This window comes from Nodosilinea sp. E11 (genome assembly GCF_032813545.1).
Taxonomy (GTDB): Bacteria; Cyanobacteriota; Cyanobacteriia; order Phormidesmidales; family Phormidesmidaceae; genus Nodosilinea.
In genome coordinates this window covers 598,454-618,411 of record NZ_CP136520.1, presented here as the reverse complement: position 1 = coordinate 618,411, position 19,958 = coordinate 598,454, and the positions used below count along the sequence as shown (strand labels likewise).

General features: G+C 58.9%; 12 protein-coding genes. 7 read left to right on the top strand and 5 right to left on the bottom strand.

All coding sequences use genetic code 11. From position 1 onward, the window contains the following. The first annotated feature begins 241 nt into the window (after nucleotides 1-241). The gene (locus RRF56_RS05220) at nucleotides 242-2,998 is read left to right on the top strand and encodes a cation-transporting P-type ATPase (RefSeq protein WP_317036574.1); all 2,757 of its coding nucleotides are present in this window, start codon (nucleotides 242-244) and stop codon (nucleotides 2,996-2,998) included. Between the two features lie 38 nt (nucleotides 2,999-3,036). On the opposite strand, the gene RRF56_RS05215 is transcribed toward RRF56_RS05220, so the two are convergent. Then, on the bottom strand, nucleotides 3,037-3,732 hold the full coding sequence (locus tag RRF56_RS05215; protein WP_317036573.1) for a hypothetical protein: 696 nt from the start codon (nucleotides 3,730-3,732) through the stop codon (nucleotides 3,037-3,039). Between RRF56_RS05215 and RRF56_RS05210 the strand changes: the two genes are divergently transcribed. After that, a complete protein-coding gene (locus RRF56_RS05210; protein ID WP_317036572.1) occupies nucleotides 3,731-4,753 on the top strand; it encodes an aspartate carbamoyltransferase catalytic subunit in 1,023 nt (340 codons plus the stop codon). The two genes, RRF56_RS05215 and RRF56_RS05210, sit on opposite strands and share 2 nt — an antisense overlap. On the opposite strand, the gene RRF56_RS05205 is transcribed toward RRF56_RS05210, so the two are convergent. Together RRF56_RS05205 and RRF56_RS05200 are read right to left on the bottom strand one after the other, a co-directional pair. After that, a complete protein-coding gene (locus tag RRF56_RS05205; protein WP_317036571.1) occupies nucleotides 4,750-8,331 on the bottom strand; it encodes a PAS domain S-box protein in 3,582 nt (1,193 codons plus the stop codon). The two genes, RRF56_RS05210 and RRF56_RS05205, sit on opposite strands and share 4 nt — an antisense overlap. Nucleotides 8,332-8,363: 32 nt before the next feature. Next, nucleotides 8,364-9,569 carry an ATP-binding protein gene (locus RRF56_RS05200; protein WP_317036570.1) on the bottom strand — a complete coding sequence of 402 codons (1,206 nt, stop codon included), beginning with the start codon at nucleotides 9,567-9,569 and terminating at the stop codon, nucleotides 8,364-8,366. Nucleotides 9,570-10,184: 615 nt separating this feature from the next. On the opposite strand from RRF56_RS05200, the gene RRF56_RS05195 reads away from it, so the two are divergent. The 4 genes from RRF56_RS05195 to RRF56_RS05180 all read left to right on the top strand — a co-directional run bounded on the left by RRF56_RS05195 (nucleotide 10,185) and on the right by RRF56_RS05180 (nucleotide 14,270). Continuing rightward, nucleotides 10,185-12,266, top strand: coding sequence for a response regulator (locus RRF56_RS05195; RefSeq protein ID WP_317036569.1), 2,082 nt, complete (start codon nucleotides 10,185-10,187; stop codon nucleotides 12,264-12,266). Nucleotides 12,267-12,345: 79 nt separating this feature from the next. After that, entirely contained in the window at nucleotides 12,346-12,720 is a 375-nt protein-coding gene (locus tag RRF56_RS05190) for a response regulator (RefSeq protein WP_317036568.1), read from the top strand. Nucleotides 12,721-12,831: 111 nt separating this feature from the next. Continuing rightward, nucleotides 12,832-13,107 (top strand): hypothetical protein, encoded by a 276-nt coding sequence (locus RRF56_RS05185; RefSeq protein ID WP_317036567.1) that lies wholly within the window; start codon nucleotides 12,832-12,834, stop codon nucleotides 13,105-13,107. A 47-nt stretch (nucleotides 13,108-13,154) separates the two neighbouring features. Further along, complete coding sequence (locus tag RRF56_RS05180; RefSeq protein WP_317036566.1) at nucleotides 13,155-14,270, top strand: EAL domain-containing protein; 1,116 nt, start codon at nucleotides 13,155-13,157, stop codon at nucleotides 14,268-14,270. A 264-nt stretch (nucleotides 14,271-14,534) separates the two neighbouring features. Here the strand turns inward: RRF56_RS05180 and RRF56_RS05175 are convergent, their stop codons facing one another. Both RRF56_RS05175 and RRF56_RS05170 read right to left on the bottom strand, forming a co-directional pair. Further along, on the bottom strand, nucleotides 14,535-17,438 hold the full coding sequence (locus RRF56_RS05175; RefSeq protein WP_317036565.1) for a tetratricopeptide repeat protein: 2,904 nt from the start codon (nucleotides 17,436-17,438) through the stop codon (nucleotides 14,535-14,537). Nucleotides 17,439-17,530: 92 nt separating this feature from the next. Continuing rightward, nucleotides 17,531-18,064 (bottom strand): pentapeptide repeat-containing protein, encoded by a 534-nt coding sequence (locus RRF56_RS05170; protein ID WP_317036564.1) that lies wholly within the window; start codon nucleotides 18,062-18,064, stop codon nucleotides 17,531-17,533. Nucleotides 18,065-18,382: 318 nt separating this feature from the next. On the opposite strand from RRF56_RS05170, the gene RRF56_RS05165 reads away from it, so the two are divergent. Further along, on the top strand, nucleotides 18,383-19,927 hold the full coding sequence (locus tag RRF56_RS05165; RefSeq protein WP_410510571.1) for a SagB/ThcOx family dehydrogenase: 1,545 nt from the start codon (nucleotides 18,383-18,385) through the stop codon (nucleotides 19,925-19,927). Nucleotides 19,928-19,958: the final 31 nt, after the last annotated feature.

Below are 19,958 nucleotides of genomic sequence, written 5' to 3'. Positions count from 1 at the left end.
TTGGCTACGTCTGTCGATGGAAGCCCAGGTTTAGAAATTGGACTAGGGTAATAAATTAGCCCCTTCCTTTTGGCTGATTTGAGTGACCAGGCTCTTAAGGAGATTTCTAGAAAAGAAGCTCCCCGCTGTATCCGACGACTGTAGCCACCGTAGGGTGGGCACTGCCCACCATTAGGGAGAAAGTTTTCCAGAAGTCGCCTGAAGCCTAGGCGCATCCTGCCCACCGACGGAGACTCTAGCTGTGACTCAACAGCTTTCGACCCCCAAACCCCAAGACCGCCCCACCCTGATCTGGCACCAGCTTGAAGGCCAAAAGATTACCCAGCAGCTAGGGGTTGACCCCGAGACTGGGCTGTCAGCCCAGGAGGCCCAGTCTCGGCTAGAGCGCTACGGGGCCAACGAGCTAAAGGGTAAGGCAGGCAAGCCCGCGATCGTCTTGTTTTTGCTGCAATTTAATCAGCCGCTGCTCTACATTCTGCTGATTGCCGGTCTAATCAAGGCGCTGCTAGGCTCCTGGGTAAACGCCGGGGTGATCTGGGGCGTGACGGTGATCAACGCCATCATCGGCTTTGTGCAAGAGTCTAAGGCCGAAAACGCGATCGCAGCCCTGGCTTCCTCCGTCACCACCGATGCCATGGTGCGCCGTGACGGCCAGCAGATGCAGGTGTCGTCGCGGGATCTGGTGCCCGGCGACATTGTGCTGCTGACCTCCGGCGACAAGGTGCCCGCCGATCTACGCCTGCTGCGGGGCCGCACCCTGCAAATCAACGAGTCGAGCCTGACCGGCGAGTCGGTGGCGGTGGAAAAGCAGCCCCATTTAGAATCGCTGGCCGCCGATACGCCCCTAGCCGAGCGCCACAACATGGCCTACGCGGGCAGCTTTGTCACCTTTGGTCAGGGCGAAGGCATTGTGGTCGAAACCGGTCTCAATACCGAAACCGGGCGGATCTCGAAGCTGATGAACGAGAGCACTACTCTGGTCACGCCCCTGACCCGCAAGTTTGACCGCTTTAGCAAAACCCTGCTCTACGTCATTTTGGGCGTGGCGGCCCTGACCTTTGCGGTGGGGATGGCTTGGGGCAACTCGCCGCTGCAAATGTTTGAGGCTGCCGTGGCCCTGGCGGTGAGCGCCATTCCTGAGGGGTTGCCCGCTGTGGTCACCATTACCCTGGCGATTGGGGTGTCGCGCATGGCCCGCCGCAACGCCATTGTGCGCAAGCTGCCTGCGGTCGAAACCCTGGGCAGCGCCACGGTGATCTGCTCTGATAAAACCGGCACCCTGACCGAAAACCAAATGACGGTACAGAGTATCTACGCGGGCGATCGCCACTACGATCTGACCGGCGAGGGCTACAACCCCCACGGCGAACTGCGCGACGGCGAAGATAACCCGTTACCCCTCGATGCCATGCCTGCGCCTCTGCGCCAGTGCCTGATCGTGGGCATGCTCTGCAATGATTCCGAACTAGAGCACAAAGATCGCGCCTGGGGCGTGGTGGGCGACCCCACCGAGGGGGCGCTGCTGGTGGCCGCCCGCAAGGCTAAGTTTGACCGCACAGAGCTCAACCACAGCTACCCGCGCATCGACAGCATCCCCTTCGAGTCTGAGTTTCAGTACATGGCCACCCTGCACCAGCAGGATACCGAGGGCCAGTGGCTGCTGGCGAAGGGTTCGGTGGAGGCGGTGGTGGGCCGCTGCGATCGCCTGCTGGGCTCTGACGGTACCGCTGCCCCCCTCGATGATGCAGGGCGCGATCGCATTTTGCTACAGGCTGAGCGCATGGCCTCGCGGGGGTTGCGGGTGCTGGCCTTTGCGGGCAAGGCCTTTCGCGGCCACCACATTGACCACGCAGATCTAAAAGAAGGCATGGCCTTCTTGGGCCTCCAGGGCATGATCGACCCGCCCCGCGCCGAGGCGATCAAGGCGGTGCAGGCCTGCAAGACCGCAGGCATTGAGGTGAAGATGATCACGGGCGACCATAAGGTGACAGCCGCAGCGATCGCCGATCGCATGAACCTGAGCATGCTCGACGAGGTAATCGCCTACACCGGTCGAGACCTGGCCCAGTTAGAACAGTCGGAACTCACCAACGCCGTGCAGAATGGGGCCGTGTTTGCCCGCGTCGCCCCTGAGCAAAAGCTGCGCCTGGTGGAGGCCCTGCAATCGAAGGGCCACATTGTGGCGATGACCGGCGACGGCGTCAACGATGCCCCCGCCCTAAAACAGGCCGACATTGGCATCGCCATGGGCAATGCCGGTACCGAGGTGGCCAAAGAAGCCGCCGATATGATTCTCACCGACGATAACTTTGCCTCGATTGAGGCGGCGGTGGAAGAGGGGCGCAATGTGTTTCGCAACCTGATGAAGGCGATCGCCTTCATTCTGCCGGTCAACGGTGGCGAGTCAATGACCATTCTGCTCAGCGTGCTGATCGGGCGCGGCGACGTACTGCCGATTCTCTCGCTACAAGTGCTGTGGCTGAACATGGTCAACTCCATCGCCATGACCGTGCCCTTGGCCTTTGAGCCCAAGTCGCACAATTTAATGAATCGTCCGCCGCGCAACCCCAACGAGCCGCTGCTCTCCAAAGACTTGCTCAAGCGCATCGTCTTAATCTCAGTATTCAACTGGATTTTGATCTTCGGTATGTTTGAGTGGATTCGCCGCACCACGGGCGACATTCCCCTGGCTCGCACTATGGCGATTCAGGCTCTGGTGGCCGGGCGAATTATCTACTTGCTCAGCATCAGCCAGTTTTGGGCCTCGGTGGCGGCTCGCCTGCGCGGGCTCAAGGTGCCCCTGGGCGATGTCTCGGCGATCGGCTACGGCATTGTGGTGGCGATTATCTTTCAAATCATCTTTAGCCAGGTGGGCCTGATGAACTTCCTGTTCTCTACTGCGCCCCTAACCCTCAACCAATGGCTGATCTGCCTTGGGGTATCGCTGCCGATGATTGTCGTCGCCCTGATTGCCAACCGACTCAACCCGCAAAACTAGCCCACCGCAAAAAATAGCCGCAGAGCGATAGATTTCACCTACAGAAGTAGGGCATGGCCTCGGTTGGTAAAGGTCACCGCCTCGATCTGCCAGTCGGGCTGGTTGATTAGGGTTTCTCGCAAACTGCCCAGCAGCGCCCTTTGCTCGCACATCGACAGCGATTGCAGCACCCGCCCTGCGTCGCGGGCCACTCGCAGGTCAATGGTGACGGTTTTGGTTTCCGGGGCAAAGCTCACCCGGTAGCCCGAAAGGCCGAGACTGGGACTGGCTTGCTCTGCCAAAATTAGAGCCACGGTGTGTTCCATACTCTGGGCCCGGGGTACCTGAATGGGTTCAATCTGGTAGCGATCGCAGGTAGAGTCGAGGGTGTAGAGATCGACCGCCACCGGGTCGGTGGGGATTACCAGCCGCCGGGCGCGGGCCTGCACCGTGTGGCTGGCCGCCAGTAGGGTAGGGGCTGGGCTGGAGAGCGAGGCGAGAAACCGACCCGTGCCAGCGTTGTCGGGGGCGCTTTCGGGGGCATTCTCGGGGGCAGAGGCCGCAGCATCTGTGGGTACAGCAAGGTGTTCTGGCGGCGGTGAAGGGGGAGTGGCCGGGGGTTGGTCGCTGAGGAGGGTGTCTTGGCTGCCAGTGCAGCCGCCTATCAGGCCCAGAATAACGAAGCCAATGACGCCAGAGGCCCAAGGCCAGGTATGGTGATGACGGTGTTTCACTGGGCTTAGACAACGGGTCATGGTAAGTGCTTCCTGGAATCGACGACATATCTTGTCGCTGGCCGATTTTACGGCGGCAGAGTTAGAAACGGTGATGGAAACGGCGGTGAGCTTTTGGCAGGTGCTATCGCGCCGCACTCGTAAGGTGCCCGCTCTCCAGGGGGTGGTAGTCACCAACATGTTTTTTGAGCCCTCAACTCGCACCCGCAGCAGCTTTGAGCTAGCTGCTAAGCGCCTGTCGGCAGATGTGCTCAATTTTGCCCCCGGCACGTCGTCGCTGACTAAGGGTGAGACCATTCTAGACACCGCCAAGACCTACCTAGCCATGGGTACCAACCTGATGGTGATTCGCCACCAGGAGGCCGGAGTACCCCAGGTAATCGCCGCCGAGATGGACCGGCTCAATACTGGCGTAGGGGTGCTCAATGGGGGCGATGGCCTCCATGCTCACCCGTCCCAAGCGCTACTCGATCTATTCACACTGGGGCTGACCCTAAATCCGGAACAACCGACGGCAGCGTTGCTGGCGGGCAAGAAAATTGCCTTGGTGGGCGACATTTTGCACTCGCGGGTGGCCCGCTCTAACCTGTGGTGTCTGACCGCCTGCGGGGCTGAGGTGCATTTGGCGGCTCCCCCTACGCTGCTGCCCCCCGGCTTCGCTGAGGCGTTTAAGACCCAGTCGCCCCTCAATATTCCTCGCGCCATTACCCAGCACAGCACCCTGGCCCCGGCCCTAGAGGGGGCCGACTTTGTCATGACCCTGCGCCTGCAAAAAGAGCGCATGGCCCAGCACCTGCTGCCCAGTTTGCGAGAATACCACCAGGGCTTTGGCATTACCCGCGATCGCATTGCTGCCTGCCAGCCCACGGTCAAGGTGCTGCACCCTGGCCCGGTCAACCGAGGCGTAGAAATTAGCTCCGATCTGATGGATGACCCGGAGCTGAGTCTAATTGGGGACCAGGTCACCAGCGGTGTGGCCGTGCGCATGGCCCTGCTTTACCTGATGGGGGTGGGCCATGGTACCGAGAAGGGCGATCGCTAACCCTGCTGAGCCTGCTGCAATAGAGTATGTAGGGTGTCGAAGGCGTAGGCGTCGAGCTGGCGGGTGAGCAGGGCCGCCAGGGGGCCGTGGTCAGGCGCGATCTGAGCAATGAGTTGGGCCAGTTGATCGCTGTCAAGCTGGAGAATGGCCTGATGCAACTGGGTGAGTAAGGAAACAGGGAGACGGCGCAGGGCGGCGACCCCGTCGATGTCGTCCGGGGGTGGGGCAGCCCCTTGATCCCTAGGGTCGGGGCCATAGGTGTACTGCACCTGGAGGTGTTCGACCAGCTTGGCCAGCAGATAGTCAATTTGAAAGGGCTTACGCACAAAATCGTCGCAGCCAATGTCAAGGGCACGGGCGCGCTCGTCTTCAAAGGCGTTGGCGGTGAGGGCAATGATTTTAGTGGGAGGCTGGCTACAGCTTTCCTCCTGGGCGCGAATGTATTGGGCGGCCTCGTAGCCACTCAACACGGGCATACGCATATCGAGCCAGATCAGCTGGGGCTGCCAGCGTTGCCAGCGGTCGATTGCCTCCTGGCCATTGTTGGCCTCAGAGACCTCAAAGCCCACCGATCGCAGCAGCTGGGACAGCAGGTGGCGGTGGTTGTCGTCGTCATCGACTACCAAAATTCGGTAGCTAGGTTGCCCTGGGGCTAAACCGGTTACCCGAGCCGTTGGTACGACAGTGGCATTGTCAATGGTGTCGGCCACCTCCACGGGCAGGGTGACGACAAACCGGGTGCCCTGACCGAGGTGGCTCTCAACGGTAATTTCGCCTCCCAGCAGTTGGACAAATTGGCGGCTAATGGTGAGCCCTAGCCCAGTTCCCCCCAACCCATTGCCCCCCTGGCCAACCTGTACAAAGGGCTCAAAGAGCTGGGCACAGTCGGTGGGGGCAATGCCAATGCCCGTATCGATCACGCTAAACACCAGCGACAGCGGATCGCCAACATGGGGCGGGGTGAGCAGCGGGTTGGCGGAGGTGACCCCAACCCGCACCTGCCCCTGGTGGGTAAATTTAATGGCATTGCTGACTAGGTTAATGAGCACCTGATGCAGCTTGGGCTCGTCGGCTTTGAGGTAGCGGGGCAGCGTGGGGTCACGGCCAACGGTTAAGCTCAACCCTTTGTTGCGAGCCCGCAGATCAAACATATCGGTTAGAGCACTGACCAGGGCGTCTAGGTCAAAGCCAACAACCTTGAGACTGACCTGGCCCGCCTCAATTTTGGTCATTTCGAGAATGTCGTTGATCAGGCCCAGCAGGTGCTCGCCGCTGCGGTTGATAATGCTGAGCGATTGGCGGTTGTCTTCGCTGATCGCGGCATCGCAGGCCATTAGCTGAGAAAAACCCAAAATGGCGTTGAGGGGAGTGCGCAACTCGTGGCTCATATTGGCGAGAAAGGTGCTCTTGGCCCGGTTGGCCTCCTCAGAGATTTTGACGGCCTGCTCAAGCTCCCAGGTGCGTTCTTGCACCCGCTGCTCTAGGTCTTGGTTGAGCTGCCGCAGGGAGGCTTCTACCTGTTTAAAGTCGGTAATGTCTTCGTAGCAGCCCAGTACGCCAATCACCTCGCCGTCGGTGTTTGTGAGGGGCACCTTGCTGGTGCGCGTCCAAATATTGGTGCCGTTGGCGGTTGAGAGCAGCTCTTCATAGCTCAGCTTGGAGCTTTGGCCAGAGAGAATCTGGGCGTCTTCCGCCTGGTAACGGGCGGCATTGACGGCAAAGCAGAGATCGGCGTCAGTTCGGCCCACGATTTGGGTCGGAGACAGCGAAAAATCTCGGGCAAAGGCCAGATTGCATCCTAAAAACCGCGAGTGCCGATCTTTCCAAAAAACCCGCTGAGGAATGGTGTCTAGCACCAGCTGCATTCTGTTGCGCGATTCTTGCAGTGCCTGTTCAGCCTGCTTGCGATCGCTAATATCGTTGACCACCCCCAAAAAATATCGAGGCTGACCGTCGTCACCATATATTAGCGAGGCCGATAGATTAACCCACACAGCTCGCTGGTCGGCATGGAGATAGCGCTTTTCTAGGGTGATGTGAGTGGCTGTGCCCGCCAGCAGGCGCTGCATGTGGGCCAAGGTGGCTTCAAGATCGTCGGGGTGCACTAGATCCATACAGGTTTTGGTCAGCAGATCGGCAGCGGTGTAGCCGACTGTGGCACAGAACTTTTGGTTGACCTGCACAATGTGCCCATCTAAGGTTGTCTCGATAATGCCCAAGGCCACCTGCTCAAAGGTGCAGCGCAGGCGCTCTTCGCTAGCTTGCAAAGCCTGGGTGCGCTCGTTAACCCGCTGCTCTAACTCGGCGTTGAGCTGTTTGAGCGCCAGTTCAGCCCGTTTGAGGCCGGTAATATCGGTAGTGGTGCCAAAGAAGAGTTCTGGCTGGCCCTGCGCGTCTCGCTTAAGCTGCCCCCGCGACAGTACCCAAATGACCGATCCATCGCTGTGCAGTAGGCGGTACTCCATCCGAAACTCGGTCTGGTTGCCACTGATAACCCCTTGAATGGCCTCACTCAGAGGCGTACGATCCTCGGGGTGCAGCAGTGTGAGCCACTGATCGAGACGGTCATCAATGTCGGCATCGGCATAGCCAACCAGTGCCTTAATGCTGGGGTCGAGGTAGCCAGTCTGGGTGGCAATGGTGAGCTCCCACACTCCGGCCCGAGCCGCCTGGGTCGCCCGTTGGTAGCGTTCTTGCACCTGGGCTAGGGCCAGCTCTGTCTGCTTGGTCTGGGTAATATTTTGGGTGATGCCTAAGACTCGTTCTAGATCGCCGGTTGGGCTGTAAATCCCCTGCCCCTTGAGCCTGAGCCAGACCAGGGCACCATCGCTCAGGTAATAGCGATAGTCTTCGGAAAAGGATTCCCCCGTAGCCAGGGCGGTGTCGATGGTGGCAACCACGCGATCGCGATCGTCTGGGTGAAGGCGATCGCGCCAGTGCTGACCAATGTTCTCTAGCCCCAGGGGCAGCTCGAGCAGCTCGAGCATCTTGAGGTTCCAGTCGTACTCGCCCGTGGCCGGGCACCAGCTCCAGGTCCCAATGCCCGTCAAGTCGAGGCTGAGCCGCCGCCACAGCTCGTTCTGGCTGATCTGGGTCTCAAGGTACCTGCGCTCGGCTGCTTCACCCTTATTCTCGCTGGTGTCTAGGACCAATGGCCCCTCCGCCGGGGTAGCCCGCAGCTGCGCCAGCTGCCGCTCCTGGTCATAGCAGCGCAGGGCCGCAGTTACCGTAAACTCAAGGTCGCCCTGCGTCCACGGAACGGGCAGGCAGCGATAGAGGTGCCCTGCGGGAATCGGGGTAGTTTCACAGGAGGGCGGTTCACCCAGCACCAGGGTGAGCGCCTGGGGAACGCGATCATAAAAAGTCTGAAACCAGGTGGCTGTCGCCAAGCTTTGGTCGACAATGGCCAGAGGGATGTCAATGCCCTGGCTTAGGCAGTCATCTACCTGGGCGATCGCCGCTGCCGCTGTTGTGGCTAGAGCCAGCGACACCTCCGCCAATACCCCCGCGAGCTGAGCCTGTAAGTCCTGTAGCACTGGGGGATGGTCGCTGAGGCAGAGAATCGTACCGGTACGCATAGCAGGTTTCAGAAGAGATCTCCCCATCGGGGTCAAGCGATATATTTGACAACGTTGGACTGACTGGGGATGTAGACCACCTCAGAGGGCGGAGCAGCCTGAAGGGTAAAGTAAAACGTGCTGCCCTGATCTAGCTGTGACTCAGCCCAAATGCGACCTCCGTGAAGCTCGACGATCTTTTGACAGGTGGCTAGGCCAATGCCGCTACCGGCGTAGGTTTCGGCACTGTGAAGGCGGTGAAAAGCTTCAAAAATTTGCCCCAGGTGCTCTGGCGCAATGCCAATGCCATTGTCGTGAATGCCAAACCGCCAGCCTGCGGCCTCGGCCTCGGCGGTAACCGTGATCTGGGGTACGGTGCCTGGCCGAGAAAACTTGAGGGCGTTGCCAATCAGATTTTGAAACAGCTGCAACAGCTGTACGTCACTACCCATCACCGTTGGTAAATGGCCATAGCTCAACTCAGCCTGGGCGTCGGTGAGGGCCACCTTGAGATTGAGCTTGACCTGGTGCAGCAGCATGTTGCCATCGACGGGAGTAAAGGCGGGTACCCACTGCCCTGCCTGGGCGTAGGTTAGCCAGTCTTGAATCATCTGCTGCATGCGATCGCTAGCGGTCAAAATATTGTCGAGGTAGGGCTGAGCTGGCGACTGCTGGATGGGGGGATAGGCTAAACCCATCAGCTTGGCATAGCCCATAATGCTCTGCAACGGCTGTTGGAGGTCGTGGGACACTATCGAGGCAAATTGCTCTAGCTCTCGATTCGATCGCATCAGCTCTTCGTTTTGATCGACGAGCTGCCGTTGCAGCCGCCGCAGTTCTAGCTGGTGGGCAATGCGAGCCAACACCTCGGCCTCTTGAAAGGGTTTGGTAATATAGTCAGCCCCGCCAGCCGCAAAGGCTTTGACCTTATCGATCGCATCGTCAAGGGCGCTGATAAAGATGATCGGCACCGCCTGGGTTTTGGGGTCGGCCTTCAGCCGTTCGCAGACCTCATAGCCGCTCATCTCAGGCATTTTGATGTCTAGCAAAATCAAATCTGGCGGTGCTGTCTGAGCCGCCGTAATGGCCCACTGTCCCGTAAGTGCTTTGCGTACACCGAGGTGATTGCGGCTGAGAATGGCCGAGAGCAAGCGCAGGTTATCGGGAGTGTCATCCACAATCAAGATATCGCCCTGCGCGGTGTCACTGGCAGCGCCGTTGCTACCGTTACTGGCAGTGCCATTGTTAGGGGAGTTCATGGGGGGGCTCCTGCATTGATCCCAAGTAATTTCTCAAGTTTATAAAACCTTAATAACTACCTTTAAATAACTACCCCTAGTTGAGGTCGTTGCGACTAACCCCCTGGCCATCAACGTTTTCTCCGGAGCTGTGCTTGGTTATGGATAGCAGAGCCGTTAAGCGCCCTGGTACGAGGTTAATTAATAATCGTGTATTCATCACTATTTTTCCCTAAACGGTAAAGCATTAACCAGCCAATAGACTTAAAACGTAAAGGCCAATGTAAAGCTCTCAAGAGCATTCTCCCGCCTACAGCCCCTGGGCCATGGCGGGTCGACTCCTCCAGTAAACTGAGGCTAAGCCCAACGAGTCTCAGGGCCGACGTTGGTGGAGAGCCGCCGAGCAGCGTCGCTACATTTGTTCCACTGAATTAGCGGATCGGATCAACCTGGCTACTGCTGGCTACCTAAGGACGAATCATCCTCTGTACTTTAACGCTAGCCTGGCTGAGCTGACTCGGGCTAAACCGCTAGCCGAGGATCGTTGGGTCATTGCCTTGGCCCTTAGGCCAGTACTTTTGCTTAGGGTGCAGTTGGTGGTGAGACGGTTAAGATCTCGTTGAGGTGGTGAGCGCTATGAAAATTCTTCTTGTTGACGACGATGACCTATTGATTCAGCAGCTCACCGCTGATCTCCTCGCCCAAAACTATGTCGTCGACACCACCACTAACGGCCTATCGGGGTGGGAATATGCCACTGCCAATCCCTACGATCTGATTGTTCTAGATATCAATTTGCCGGGATTAGACGGGGTATCGCTGTGTCAGCGGCTACGCCAGGTGGGCTATTCTGGCGCGATCTTGCTGCTGACGGGGCGCAGCAGCAGCAGCGATAAAGTCATGGGGCTAAATGCTGGGGCTGACGACTACCTGGTCAAGCCCTATACTCTGGCCGAACTAACGGCCCGCCTGCGGGCGCTGCTGCGGCGACCAACCCTGGTGAGTGATCCGGTTTTGCGCTGGGGCGATCTACAGCTCGACCCCAACGCGGGCCTGGTGACGGTGGCTGGCCGGGGGGTGGTGCTCTCCCCCAAGGAGTATGGTCTGCTAGAGCTATTTCTGCGCAATCGCGATCGCATCTTTAGCAACACCGTGCTGCTGGAGCGGCTCTGGAGTATAGACGAATCGCCTGGGGAAGAAACCATTCGCACTCACATTAAGCGGCTACGGCGCAAGCTCAAGCAGGCTGGGGCCAACGACCTAATCGAAAATGTCTATGGTATGGGCTATCGACTAAAACCTGACATTGCGGCAGATTCAGGCCCCGACCCCGACCCATGCCCCGATCAGTCCGGTGCTCCAGCCGCCGCTGCCCCAACCGTAACCGCCGATCAGGCTGCCGCGGCCCGGGCCGCAGCGATCGCTGCCCTTGAGCGCTTTCGCCCCACCATTGACGAACGCATGGCGGCGCTGCACCACGCTGTTACCGCCCTAGACAACCACCAGTTGTCTCCTGAGGTGCAGACGGCGGCCCTAGGCGCAGCCCACAAACTGGCCGGCACCCTGGGGCTGTTTGGCTATGGAGCCGGGACAACCCTGGCTCGTCGCCTCGAAGACTGGCTCCAACAGCCCAACCTGGCCCAGAGCAAAACCTTTTGCGGCCTGGTTACCCAACTGGAGCAGCTGCTGCGATCGCCGCCGCCGCTCGATGCCGCCGCTCCAGGCCATCCTCCAGGGGCACCCCAACCGGCACTCCAACCGGCACCCCAACCGGCCATAGTGCCCCTACCGCCGACCCAGGGCGATCGGGTGCGGGTAGTTGCCGTCGACGACGACCCGATGATCTTGGCCCAGCTACAAACCCTCCTAACCCCCTGGGGGGTCGATGTGGCGGTGCTCCAAGACCCCTGCCAGACCCTGGCTACTCTGACCGCTAACCCGCCTGACCTGCTGCTGTTAGACCTCGATATGCCGCTTCTCCACGGCCTTGACCTGTGCCACCAGCTGCGCCAGAGCGATCGCTGGCAGACCCTCCCGATTGTCTGCCTGACCGCCTGCCGTGATGCTGCCACTCTCTACCGGCTCTACCAGGCCGGAGCCGATGACTATCTGCCTAAACCGGTGATTGAGCCGGAACTGGTGAGCCGTATTTTTCATCGGGTTGAGCGCGGTCGTCTGCTGCAAACCCTGGCGGGCACCGATCCCCGCACCGGCTTGGCCAATCGCCAGAAAGCCACCATCGAGCTAGAGCTGTTGCTGAGCCTAGCCCAGCGTCAGCAACAGCCCGTGACGGTGGTGGTGGTGCAGTTGCGTCCCAGCCCTCCCGTTCCCGAGGATTGCTCCGCCCAGCATGGCCTAGACAAGGGCGACGAAACTGCTCTAATGGCCACTCTGGGCCAAGGGTTGCTGGGCTTAGGTGGTCAGGCTGAGGTGACTTCCTGCTGGGGGCCGCGCGAGTTTCTGCTGAGCCTGTGGGGCACCGACGGGGCTGGGGCCCAAACCTGGCTGCGTCGCACCCTTGCACCGCAGTTAGTAGAGCCGCTCCGTTCCTATTCCTTGGCGCTGGGCACTATGGCGTTGGGCATTGGGGCGTTGGGCACTATAGACCTTGTTCTAGGTGCAGCGACCTTTCCTGCCGATGGCCAAACGCTGCAATCGCTCTATAACCAGGCCAGTGGTCGCGCGGCTCCCTGCAATGACTGGCTGAGCCTGCCCTAAGCGAGTCGGCGGCAGACCTAGGAACTAGAAATGGCCAATTGTATCAGGGTTTTTACAACATCTTACAGAGCTTATGACTATGGCCGCCAAACGTATTTTGATTATCGATGACGAAGCCGATGTGCGGGAAATTGCTAAGGTTAGTCTAGAAATAACTAAAAACTGGGATGTAGCCACCGCTGCCTCTGGTGAGGAGGGTGTAACTCTAGCCTCAACCTACCACCCCGACGCCATTCTGCTCGATGTGATGATGCCTAAGGTAGATGGCCTAGCCACCCTGGTTAAGCTAAACGAAAACATAAATACCTGTAAGATTCCAGTCATTTTATTGACAGCTACGATTCGATTGGCGACCCAACCTGCTTATGTAGAAGCCGGGGCTAAGGCCGTATTAATTAAGCCCTTTGACCCAGCCCTTTTAGGCGGCCAGATAGAATCAGTATTGGGGTGGTAATGGGCTGGGTCGGCCAAATGTAGCGATTGCCATCTAAACTGGGCAGCCCTGTTCACAAAGGTGTCACATTCTTTTTTTAGTCTTACAGGGTAGCTATCACCAGAACAGCCCGTGCTCCCCTTAATTGTGGTCGAAAATTTGGTCTCCCCCTTCAAATTTTGGCATGAAGGCATTCATGTCGGCATGCTCTACCGCAACGATTTTTATATGATCTTGCAGAAATTTGATAGCGTCGACCGTACCCAGGCCCATGCTAAAGCCACCGAAGAGAGTAACAAAGGATTCAAGGTCTGCATTACGGTCTCTAAAACCCACTACACGGTGTGGGTCGAGATGCGATCGCGGATGCCCTCCATCCCCGCTCCTGTCCCCTGCCTCGTTAGCTAACGCCCCCTCGCCCCCTGCCCCCGTTGCTATGTTGTTCAGCATCTGCCATGGCCTACCCTACCTTGACTCATCCCGCCGAAGCCACTGAAGACCCTACTTTAGCGATTGACTGTGCCCATCCCTTTGACGATATTTCACTGTTAATCTGCCACGAGCTTAGAACCCCGCTCACCTCAATTCAAGGGGCGCTCAAGCTGCTTGGGTATCAACAATCGGGCTCCTTGTCAGATGATGGGCAACGACTGCTGACGATCGCAATCAACAACGCCGACCGGTTGACTCGCCTGGCCAATGCCCTAGAAACTCACCCAGTGCAGCTGCTCACCCTCCTCTCTAACGCCGAGATAGACTCGCTGCAACTAGAGAATGAGCTTCACCAAGCCGTAGCCCAGCAGGAAATTTATCTGGCCTATCAGCCCATTGTGGCTACCGATACCCATCAAATTATTGGTCTAGAAGCCCTAGCCCGCTGGCGCCATAGCAGCCGTGGAGATATTTCCCCTGAGGTGTTTGTGCCGCTGGCCGAAAAAACCGGCCTGATCTATTCTCTAGGTCTTTTCCTGCTAGAGCAGGCCTGCCAGCAGCTAAATCGATGGCAAAGTGAGTTTCCCTCGCCCTCGCCCCTGACCATGAGCGTCAACCTGTCTGCGGTACAGCTGCTCCAGCCCCAGTTAGCGGCTCAGATCGATCAAATTTTGCAACGCCATAGCATCGCCCCTAGCAGCCTGAAGATCGAGGTGACCGAGAGTGCCCTGATTGAAAACAAAACCCTGGCCCTCAATACCCTGGCTGACTTACGGCGGCTTGGCATTCAGCTCTATATCGATGACTTTGGCACGGGCTATTCCTCCCTGGGGCGTCTGCAAGACCTGCCCTTTGACACGCTCAAGATCGATCGATCGTTTATTCGCAACAAAAACTGGGCTATGAGCGAAGCCATTTTAATCATGGCTGAGAAGCTGAACCTCGATGTGATTGTCGAAGGCGTTGAAACCTTAGAAGACATGACGTCACTACAGAAGCTGGGTTGTATTAAGATGCAGGGTTACTACTTCTCGCCCCCTAGAGACAGCACAACGATCACCACCATGCTGGCTCAGCAGGCGCTAGGCAACGTCCCCAACTTGGTTCAGGAACTGCTCTCTGCTGTGTCTATGGCCTGACGCCAAGCTCCCAGCGCAGTGGCGTATAGCCATCGCTTTAGGGGTATTGGTCATATCCTGACGGTTTTGGCGATGGCTATAACCCCGATACCCAGCCGGCGGATGACGTAGGGGCAAACGGTGTTTGCTCAACCCCACCGGGGCTAGCCAAGTCAGATTTAGTATTATTTCAGGGTGGATTCCCGCAGAGGCGGGAATGACGGGCATGTCCCTAGCGTTACGAATCATGCAGGCTAGAGTGCTCAGCTCCTATCGGGGGAGGCGCTAAGCTTCCACTAGCTCACGGAACCAGTTATCGCTCCAAAGTTCGTCAAAAGCGGGCTCGGTGCGTGCCTCTTCGCGGTAGTCAGGGTCGAGGCGCACGGCCTGCTGTAGCGCTTCCATGGCGTTGTCAAACTGGCGCTGGAGGGCGTAGCAAAGGGCTTTGTTGTAGTGGGCTTTGGGATAGTCGGGGTCGAGGGCGATCGCCTGATCAAAGCTCTTGATCGCATCGTCATCGCGGCCTAGTTTGACCAGGGCCAGCCCCCGGTTATCCCAGGCTTTGGGGGCATCGGGGTTGAAGCGGGTGGCTTTGTCGAAGCTGGCCAAAGCGTCGTCGTAGCGCTCTAGCTCAATCAGCGAGAGTCCCCGGTTGAGCCAGGCGATCGCATCGTTGGCCTGATACTCTACGGCTTTATCAAAGGAGTTAAAGGCTTCCTCGTGCTGCTGCAAAATACCGTAGGATACGCCTCGGTTGACCCAGGCTTCGTGGTATTCGGGGTGAATCTCTAGGGCTCGGTCGAAGGCGGTAATGGCGTCTTCGCGGCGCTTCAGCCGGCTCAGCACCATGCCCCGGTTAAGCCAGGCTTTGGCGTCGTTGGGGGTGATGGCGGTGAGCTGGTCAAACACCGTCAGGGCGTCTTCGTGGCGGCGCAGTTCCCGCAAAATCAGCCCCTTTTGCAGCAGAGCGCCAGTGTGCTTGGGCTCTAGCTCCAGGGCATGATCGAGCGAATCAACGGCGGACTCAAGCTGCTCTAGGGCCTGCTGAGCCTGGGCGCGGTTGAGCCACACCTGGGTGTTGACCGGCTGAATCTCTAGGGCTTTGTCGTATTCGGCCACCGCTAGGGCATAGTCGCCCGCCGCGAGATAGCGATCGCCCTGGCCAATGTATTCGTCGGCAGTGAGAAAGAGCTGGGGCCGGTTGGTTTCGAGGCGGGTGAGTTTGTCGGTGAGGGTGGCAAACTGCTGTCTGGCCTCGCTCATAAACGAGTCGGCCAGGTACTGGGGCGAGACTTCGCCCAGCCGCTGCATAATGTCGTCTTTTTGGTGCTGGGCCTCGGCGGCGATCGCCTCTAGGCGCACCCGGTAGCTCTGCTGCAAGTCGCCCAGGCGACCCAGGGTGACCTCGCGCCCGGCCTCAATGTCGGCCTCAAGCTGGGCAAAGCGCTCGGCCATCTCGGCCATCAGGCCATCGAGCTGGGTGCGGGCGGCGGCCTCTCGCTCGGCGGTGGTGGTACCTAGGGTGGCCAGGTCTTCGCTGAGGCGGGTGTCAAAGCTGTCGATTTTATCGAGAACGCGATCGCGGCGGGTAAAGATGACCTCCCGCACCTGCCCCAGCTGTTCGGTAAAGGCCGTTTCTAGCGATCGCAGGCTATCGATGACCTGAAGCTGCTGCTCACCTGCTGCCTCCTGCAACACCCGCACCTGCTGGCGAAAGGCGTTGGCGGTTCCCTCTACATCGGCCAACAGGGTAGAGCGCTGAATTTCGGCCTCAGTGGCCATCTGACTGAGTCGACTCTGCAATTCCTGGGCGGTGCGCTGAAAGTCGTCGAGGGTGTTGTGCTGGCGGGCATCCACCTCTGTGCGCGCGGTGGTGAACCGCTCTAGTGCGTCGTCTGCGGCCTGCCGCAGATCGCCCAACAGCGTATTTTGTCGGTTTTCAATATCGATTTTGAGACCGCCAAACTGGGCCAAAAACTCGTCGGCCTGGCGGCTGAGATCGGCCAAAATGCGGCTGCGCTGGGCATCGACCTCGCTGCGCAGGTTGGCAAAGCGTGGGGTAAATTCGTCGATGGAGCGCTGAATAGTTTGCAGGGCCAAGTCGCGTTCGCCCAGGGCGCTGACTTGCAGCTCGCTGAGCTGACGACTGATGTCTTCGGTTTGGCTCTGGAGGCGGGTGAGACTGGTTTGGCGCAGGGCCTCTAGGGCCTCGGCAATGGCGGCAGCCTGGCGCTCTACCTGGTCGCTGGCCTGGGTAGTAAGCTGCTGGCGCAGGTCGGCGAGGGCCGCCATAACGCGATCGCGCTCTTCCTGCATGGCCAAAGTCAGGGTGCCCATCTGGTCGCTAAAGCTGGTTTCGGCGTTGCCAATTTTTTGCAGCACCGCATCCTGGTGCACTTCTACATCGCTGCGCAGGCGGTTGACGTCGCGCAAAAAACCGGTCTGGTTTTCTTCGAGGGTGCGAAACACGACATCGCGCTGGAGCTGGGTGTCTTTGCGCAGGGTGGTGATTTCGTCATCGGCGGTGGCCCGCAGCCCGGTGAGGTGCCCGACAAAATTGGCCTCGGTAGACTCTAGCTTGACCTGCAAGTCGCTCAGGGTTGACTGCCAGTCGTTGATGGTGCGGGCCTTAAACTCAGCCAAGTCATCCACCAGCCGATTGAGCACCTGCTTTTTGGTGACGGCTTCTTCCTGAAAGCGATCGGTGCGGCTGTCGAGCTCAGCGGCGCGTTCTTTGGCCTGGGCCAAAATATAGTCGAGATCGCGGGTGGCGGTTTGAATCTTGGTTTCTAAATCGGTGATGTCGTTGATCTGGTTGCGCACCACCACAGACACTTCTTGAATCACCGATCGCCGCAGCAGCCACAGCATCGCCACCCCGATGCCCAGCAGCAGCAGTAGCGTGCCCAGCATGACAAAAAACAGAGTGGTAGCCCGGCGAAAGGCCAGATCGGTTTCTGTGCTCAGGCGCTCTAGCTCGGCGGTAGTGGCCACCTGGGCCAGCAGCCTAGCATTTGGGGCCTGGGCCACCCTGGGAACAATGGCTTGGGCGGCCAGACTGGGGGTATCTGGGGTCGCAGCCCGTGCGGGCAACCCAGACCGCACCACTACCCCACCGCTGATCCACATCAGCGCCAACAGTAATAAGGGGCGGGGAACATCGGCCAGGGAACGCATGGGCTGCCTCATCAGGACTTTCCTAATGGAATATGCCTAGGATACCTGATACTTCAAAGGGTTAGGGCACAGCCTAGGAACATTTGCGCTGGGGTTGACCACCGCTAGAAGCCATAGTTGTAGCCGTTGGGCAAGATGGTGGTGCGATCGCAGCAGCTGTCGGTGAGGTCTGCCCCCACGGCCCGGAACAGGTTGCAGCGGTTGAGGTTAGCGTTGGCGAGGTTAGCTCCCTCCAGCTTGGCCCCACTGAGGTTAACGCCGGTTAGATTAGCCTTGATTAAGCTGGCCTGGCGCAGGTCGGCCCCGCTCAGATTGGCTCCTTCAAGATTGGCCTGGCTCAGGTTAGCCCCTCGCAGGTCGGCCCGGCCCAGGTCGGCCCCAACCAGCACTGCCTCGCTTAGGTCAGCCCCGTAGAAATTAATGTCGCCTAGCTGAGCCCTCACCAGGCTGGCCCCCCGCAGGTTGGCCAGGCTGAGGTTGCCGTAGGGCATGTAGCTTTCGTCTAGACAGCTACCCTGCAAGTTGATCTGGCGCAAATCTGCCTCAAATAAATGGAGGCCGGCCAAATTGATCGCCGAAAACCCCCGCTCACCCTTTTGATAGGCTCCTAGTAGGGCCTCTTTAGTAAATCGATCCATTGGTGTCGAAACCAGGCTTAGCGCCTAAGTATTTCTGCTTAACTAAACGACAGAAACACTGTAAGCGCTTAACGTTTTGCAACAACAGAGCGTTAAGAATCTCTTCAGGTTCTGGCGGAGTAACTCCAAAGCTACGGTCCCGCTGCCGATCTGCAGATCTAAGGACAGTGAATTGTTTGGGTCCGTCTAGGCTACCCACCCCGCGCTTACCGCTCACTGGCTCCACTCTCCCGATTGGCCATTCCCAATCCCCTAGGCTTGGATAGAATTTAGACAACCGCTGCGGTGGTTTGCGATCGCTACTCTATGTCTCTGGCCATGCCCGATGCCTTGGTTTCCATTGCCCAGCACTATCACAGCCGTACTAAGTACGATCCTGATACTTTGACCACTAAGGCGCGGCCCCTCGACTACAGTCGTCAGCCCAGCCCGTTTAAGACCTATCGCGTGGGGGCCGAGATCGATCTCAAGCCCTACCTAGAGGAGGACAGCCCCGGCAAAGGTAGCGAGCAGCTGGACTGGATGCGGCTGTCTAGGCTGCTGATTAATGCCTACGGGCTGACGGCCAAGTTTCCCACGGTGACGGGGCAGACCTTCTACCTGCGATCGGCACCATCGGCGGGGGGGCTCTACCCGGCGGAAGTCTACCTGATTTCGCGCGGTACTCGGCTGCTGCCCGCTGGGCTCTATAACTACCAGGCTCGCAGCCACACCCTCTGGCGCTACTGGGAAGACCATGTGTGGCAGGGGCTGCAAGAGGCCTGTTTCTGGCACCCGACCCTAGAGTCTACTCACCTGGCCCTGGTGGTGACGGGGATGTTTTATCGCTCTGCGTGGCGCTACCAAGACCGGGCCTACCGGCGCATTTGCCTCGATATTGGTCATCTGTTGGGCAATGTCGAACTGGCCAGCGCCATCGTCGACTACCGCCCCCACCTGATTGCTAGCTTTGCCGATCGCGCCATTGCCAAACTGCTCTACCTCGACCCGGCGGTGGAGGGTGCCCTGGCGGTGCTGCCTCTAGCCGACCTGCTGACGGTGGAGCAAAACCTGCCCTGCGCCCAAGTGGCCTTTGCCACCGCGCCCCAGACTGACTTTCCGACGGTGCCCGATGGTGAGTTGCTAAGCTACTTTCACCAGGTCACCGAAATTGAGCCTCAGGCCGAGGTGCCCAATTGGACCATGCGCCCCACGGGCGATACCCCCCAGCCCGCCGATACCCTAGAAGATAAATACAACCTGCCCTTTGGGCTGCGGGTGCCCATGGCTACTAGCTCCCTCGACTGGGGTGCCCATATGGAGCAGCTCGAAACGGCCCTGTTTAAGCGGCGATCGACCCGGCGTTTTAGCGGTGGATCGATCGCCCTAGATACTTTGAAGCAGCTTTTAGACTTTACCTACCAGCCCCATCACTACCGCGACCAGGGCTTAGACCCTGACCCCGACTACGGCGATCGCACCCTAGTGCATACCTTTGTGGTCACCTGTGGGGTAGAGGGGCTAGATGATGGCTGCTATTACTATGCTCCCCGCAGCGAAGAATTGCGCCAGGTGCGATTCAAGACCTTTCGCCGCGAGTTGCACTATCTCTGTCTGGGGCAAGAACTGGGCCGCGATGCCGCTGCTGTCGTGTTTCACACCGCTGATTTGGCTGGGGCGGTAGCGGCCTACGGCGATCGCGTCTATCGCTACCTCCATATGGATGCCGGGCATTTGGGGCAGCGACTGAATTTGGCCGCCACGCGTCTGGGGTTAGGGGTAAGTGGCATCGGTGGGTTCTACGATGACCAGGTCAACGATGTGCTGGGGATCCCCGCCGATGAAGCCGTCATTTACATTACGACCCTAGGACAGCCGGGGTAGGCTAAAGGAGCGCAGGCTACCGCCGCCGACG

Bases quoted from the DNA above. Each gene is read 5' to 3' on its own strand.
- RRF56_RS05210 (WP_317036572.1), top strand. From the start codon at position 3,731: ATGGTAAGTGCTTCCTGGAATCGACGACATATCTTGTCGCTGGCCGAT.
- RRF56_RS05215 (WP_317036573.1), bottom strand. From the start codon at position 3,732: ATGACCCGTTGTCTAAGCCCAGTGAAACACCGTCATCACCATACCTGG.
- RRF56_RS05205 (WP_317036571.1), bottom strand. From the start codon at position 8,331: ATGCGTACCGGTACGATTCTCTGCCTCAGCGACCATCCCCCAGTGCTA.
- RRF56_RS05200 (WP_317036570.1), bottom strand. From the start codon at position 9,569: ATGAACTCCCCTAACAATGGCACTGCCAGTAACGGTAGCAACGGCGCT.
- RRF56_RS05195 (WP_317036569.1), top strand. From the start codon at position 10,185: ATGAAAATTCTTCTTGTTGACGACGATGACCTATTGATTCAGCAGCTC.
- RRF56_RS05190 (WP_317036568.1), top strand. From the start codon at position 12,346: ATGGCCGCCAAACGTATTTTGATTATCGATGACGAAGCCGATGTGCGG.
- RRF56_RS05180 (WP_317036566.1), top strand. From the start codon at position 13,155: ATGGCCTACCCTACCTTGACTCATCCCGCCGAAGCCACTGAAGACCCT.
- RRF56_RS05175 (WP_317036565.1), bottom strand. From the start codon at position 17,438: ATGAGGCAGCCCATGCGTTCCCTGGCCGATGTTCCCCGCCCCTTATTA.
- RRF56_RS05170 (WP_317036564.1), bottom strand. From the start codon at position 18,064: ATGGATCGATTTACTAAAGAGGCCCTACTAGGAGCCTATCAAAAGGGT.
- RRF56_RS05165 (WP_410510571.1), top strand. From the start codon at position 18,383: ATGCCCGATGCCTTGGTTTCCATTGCCCAGCACTATCACAGCCGTACT.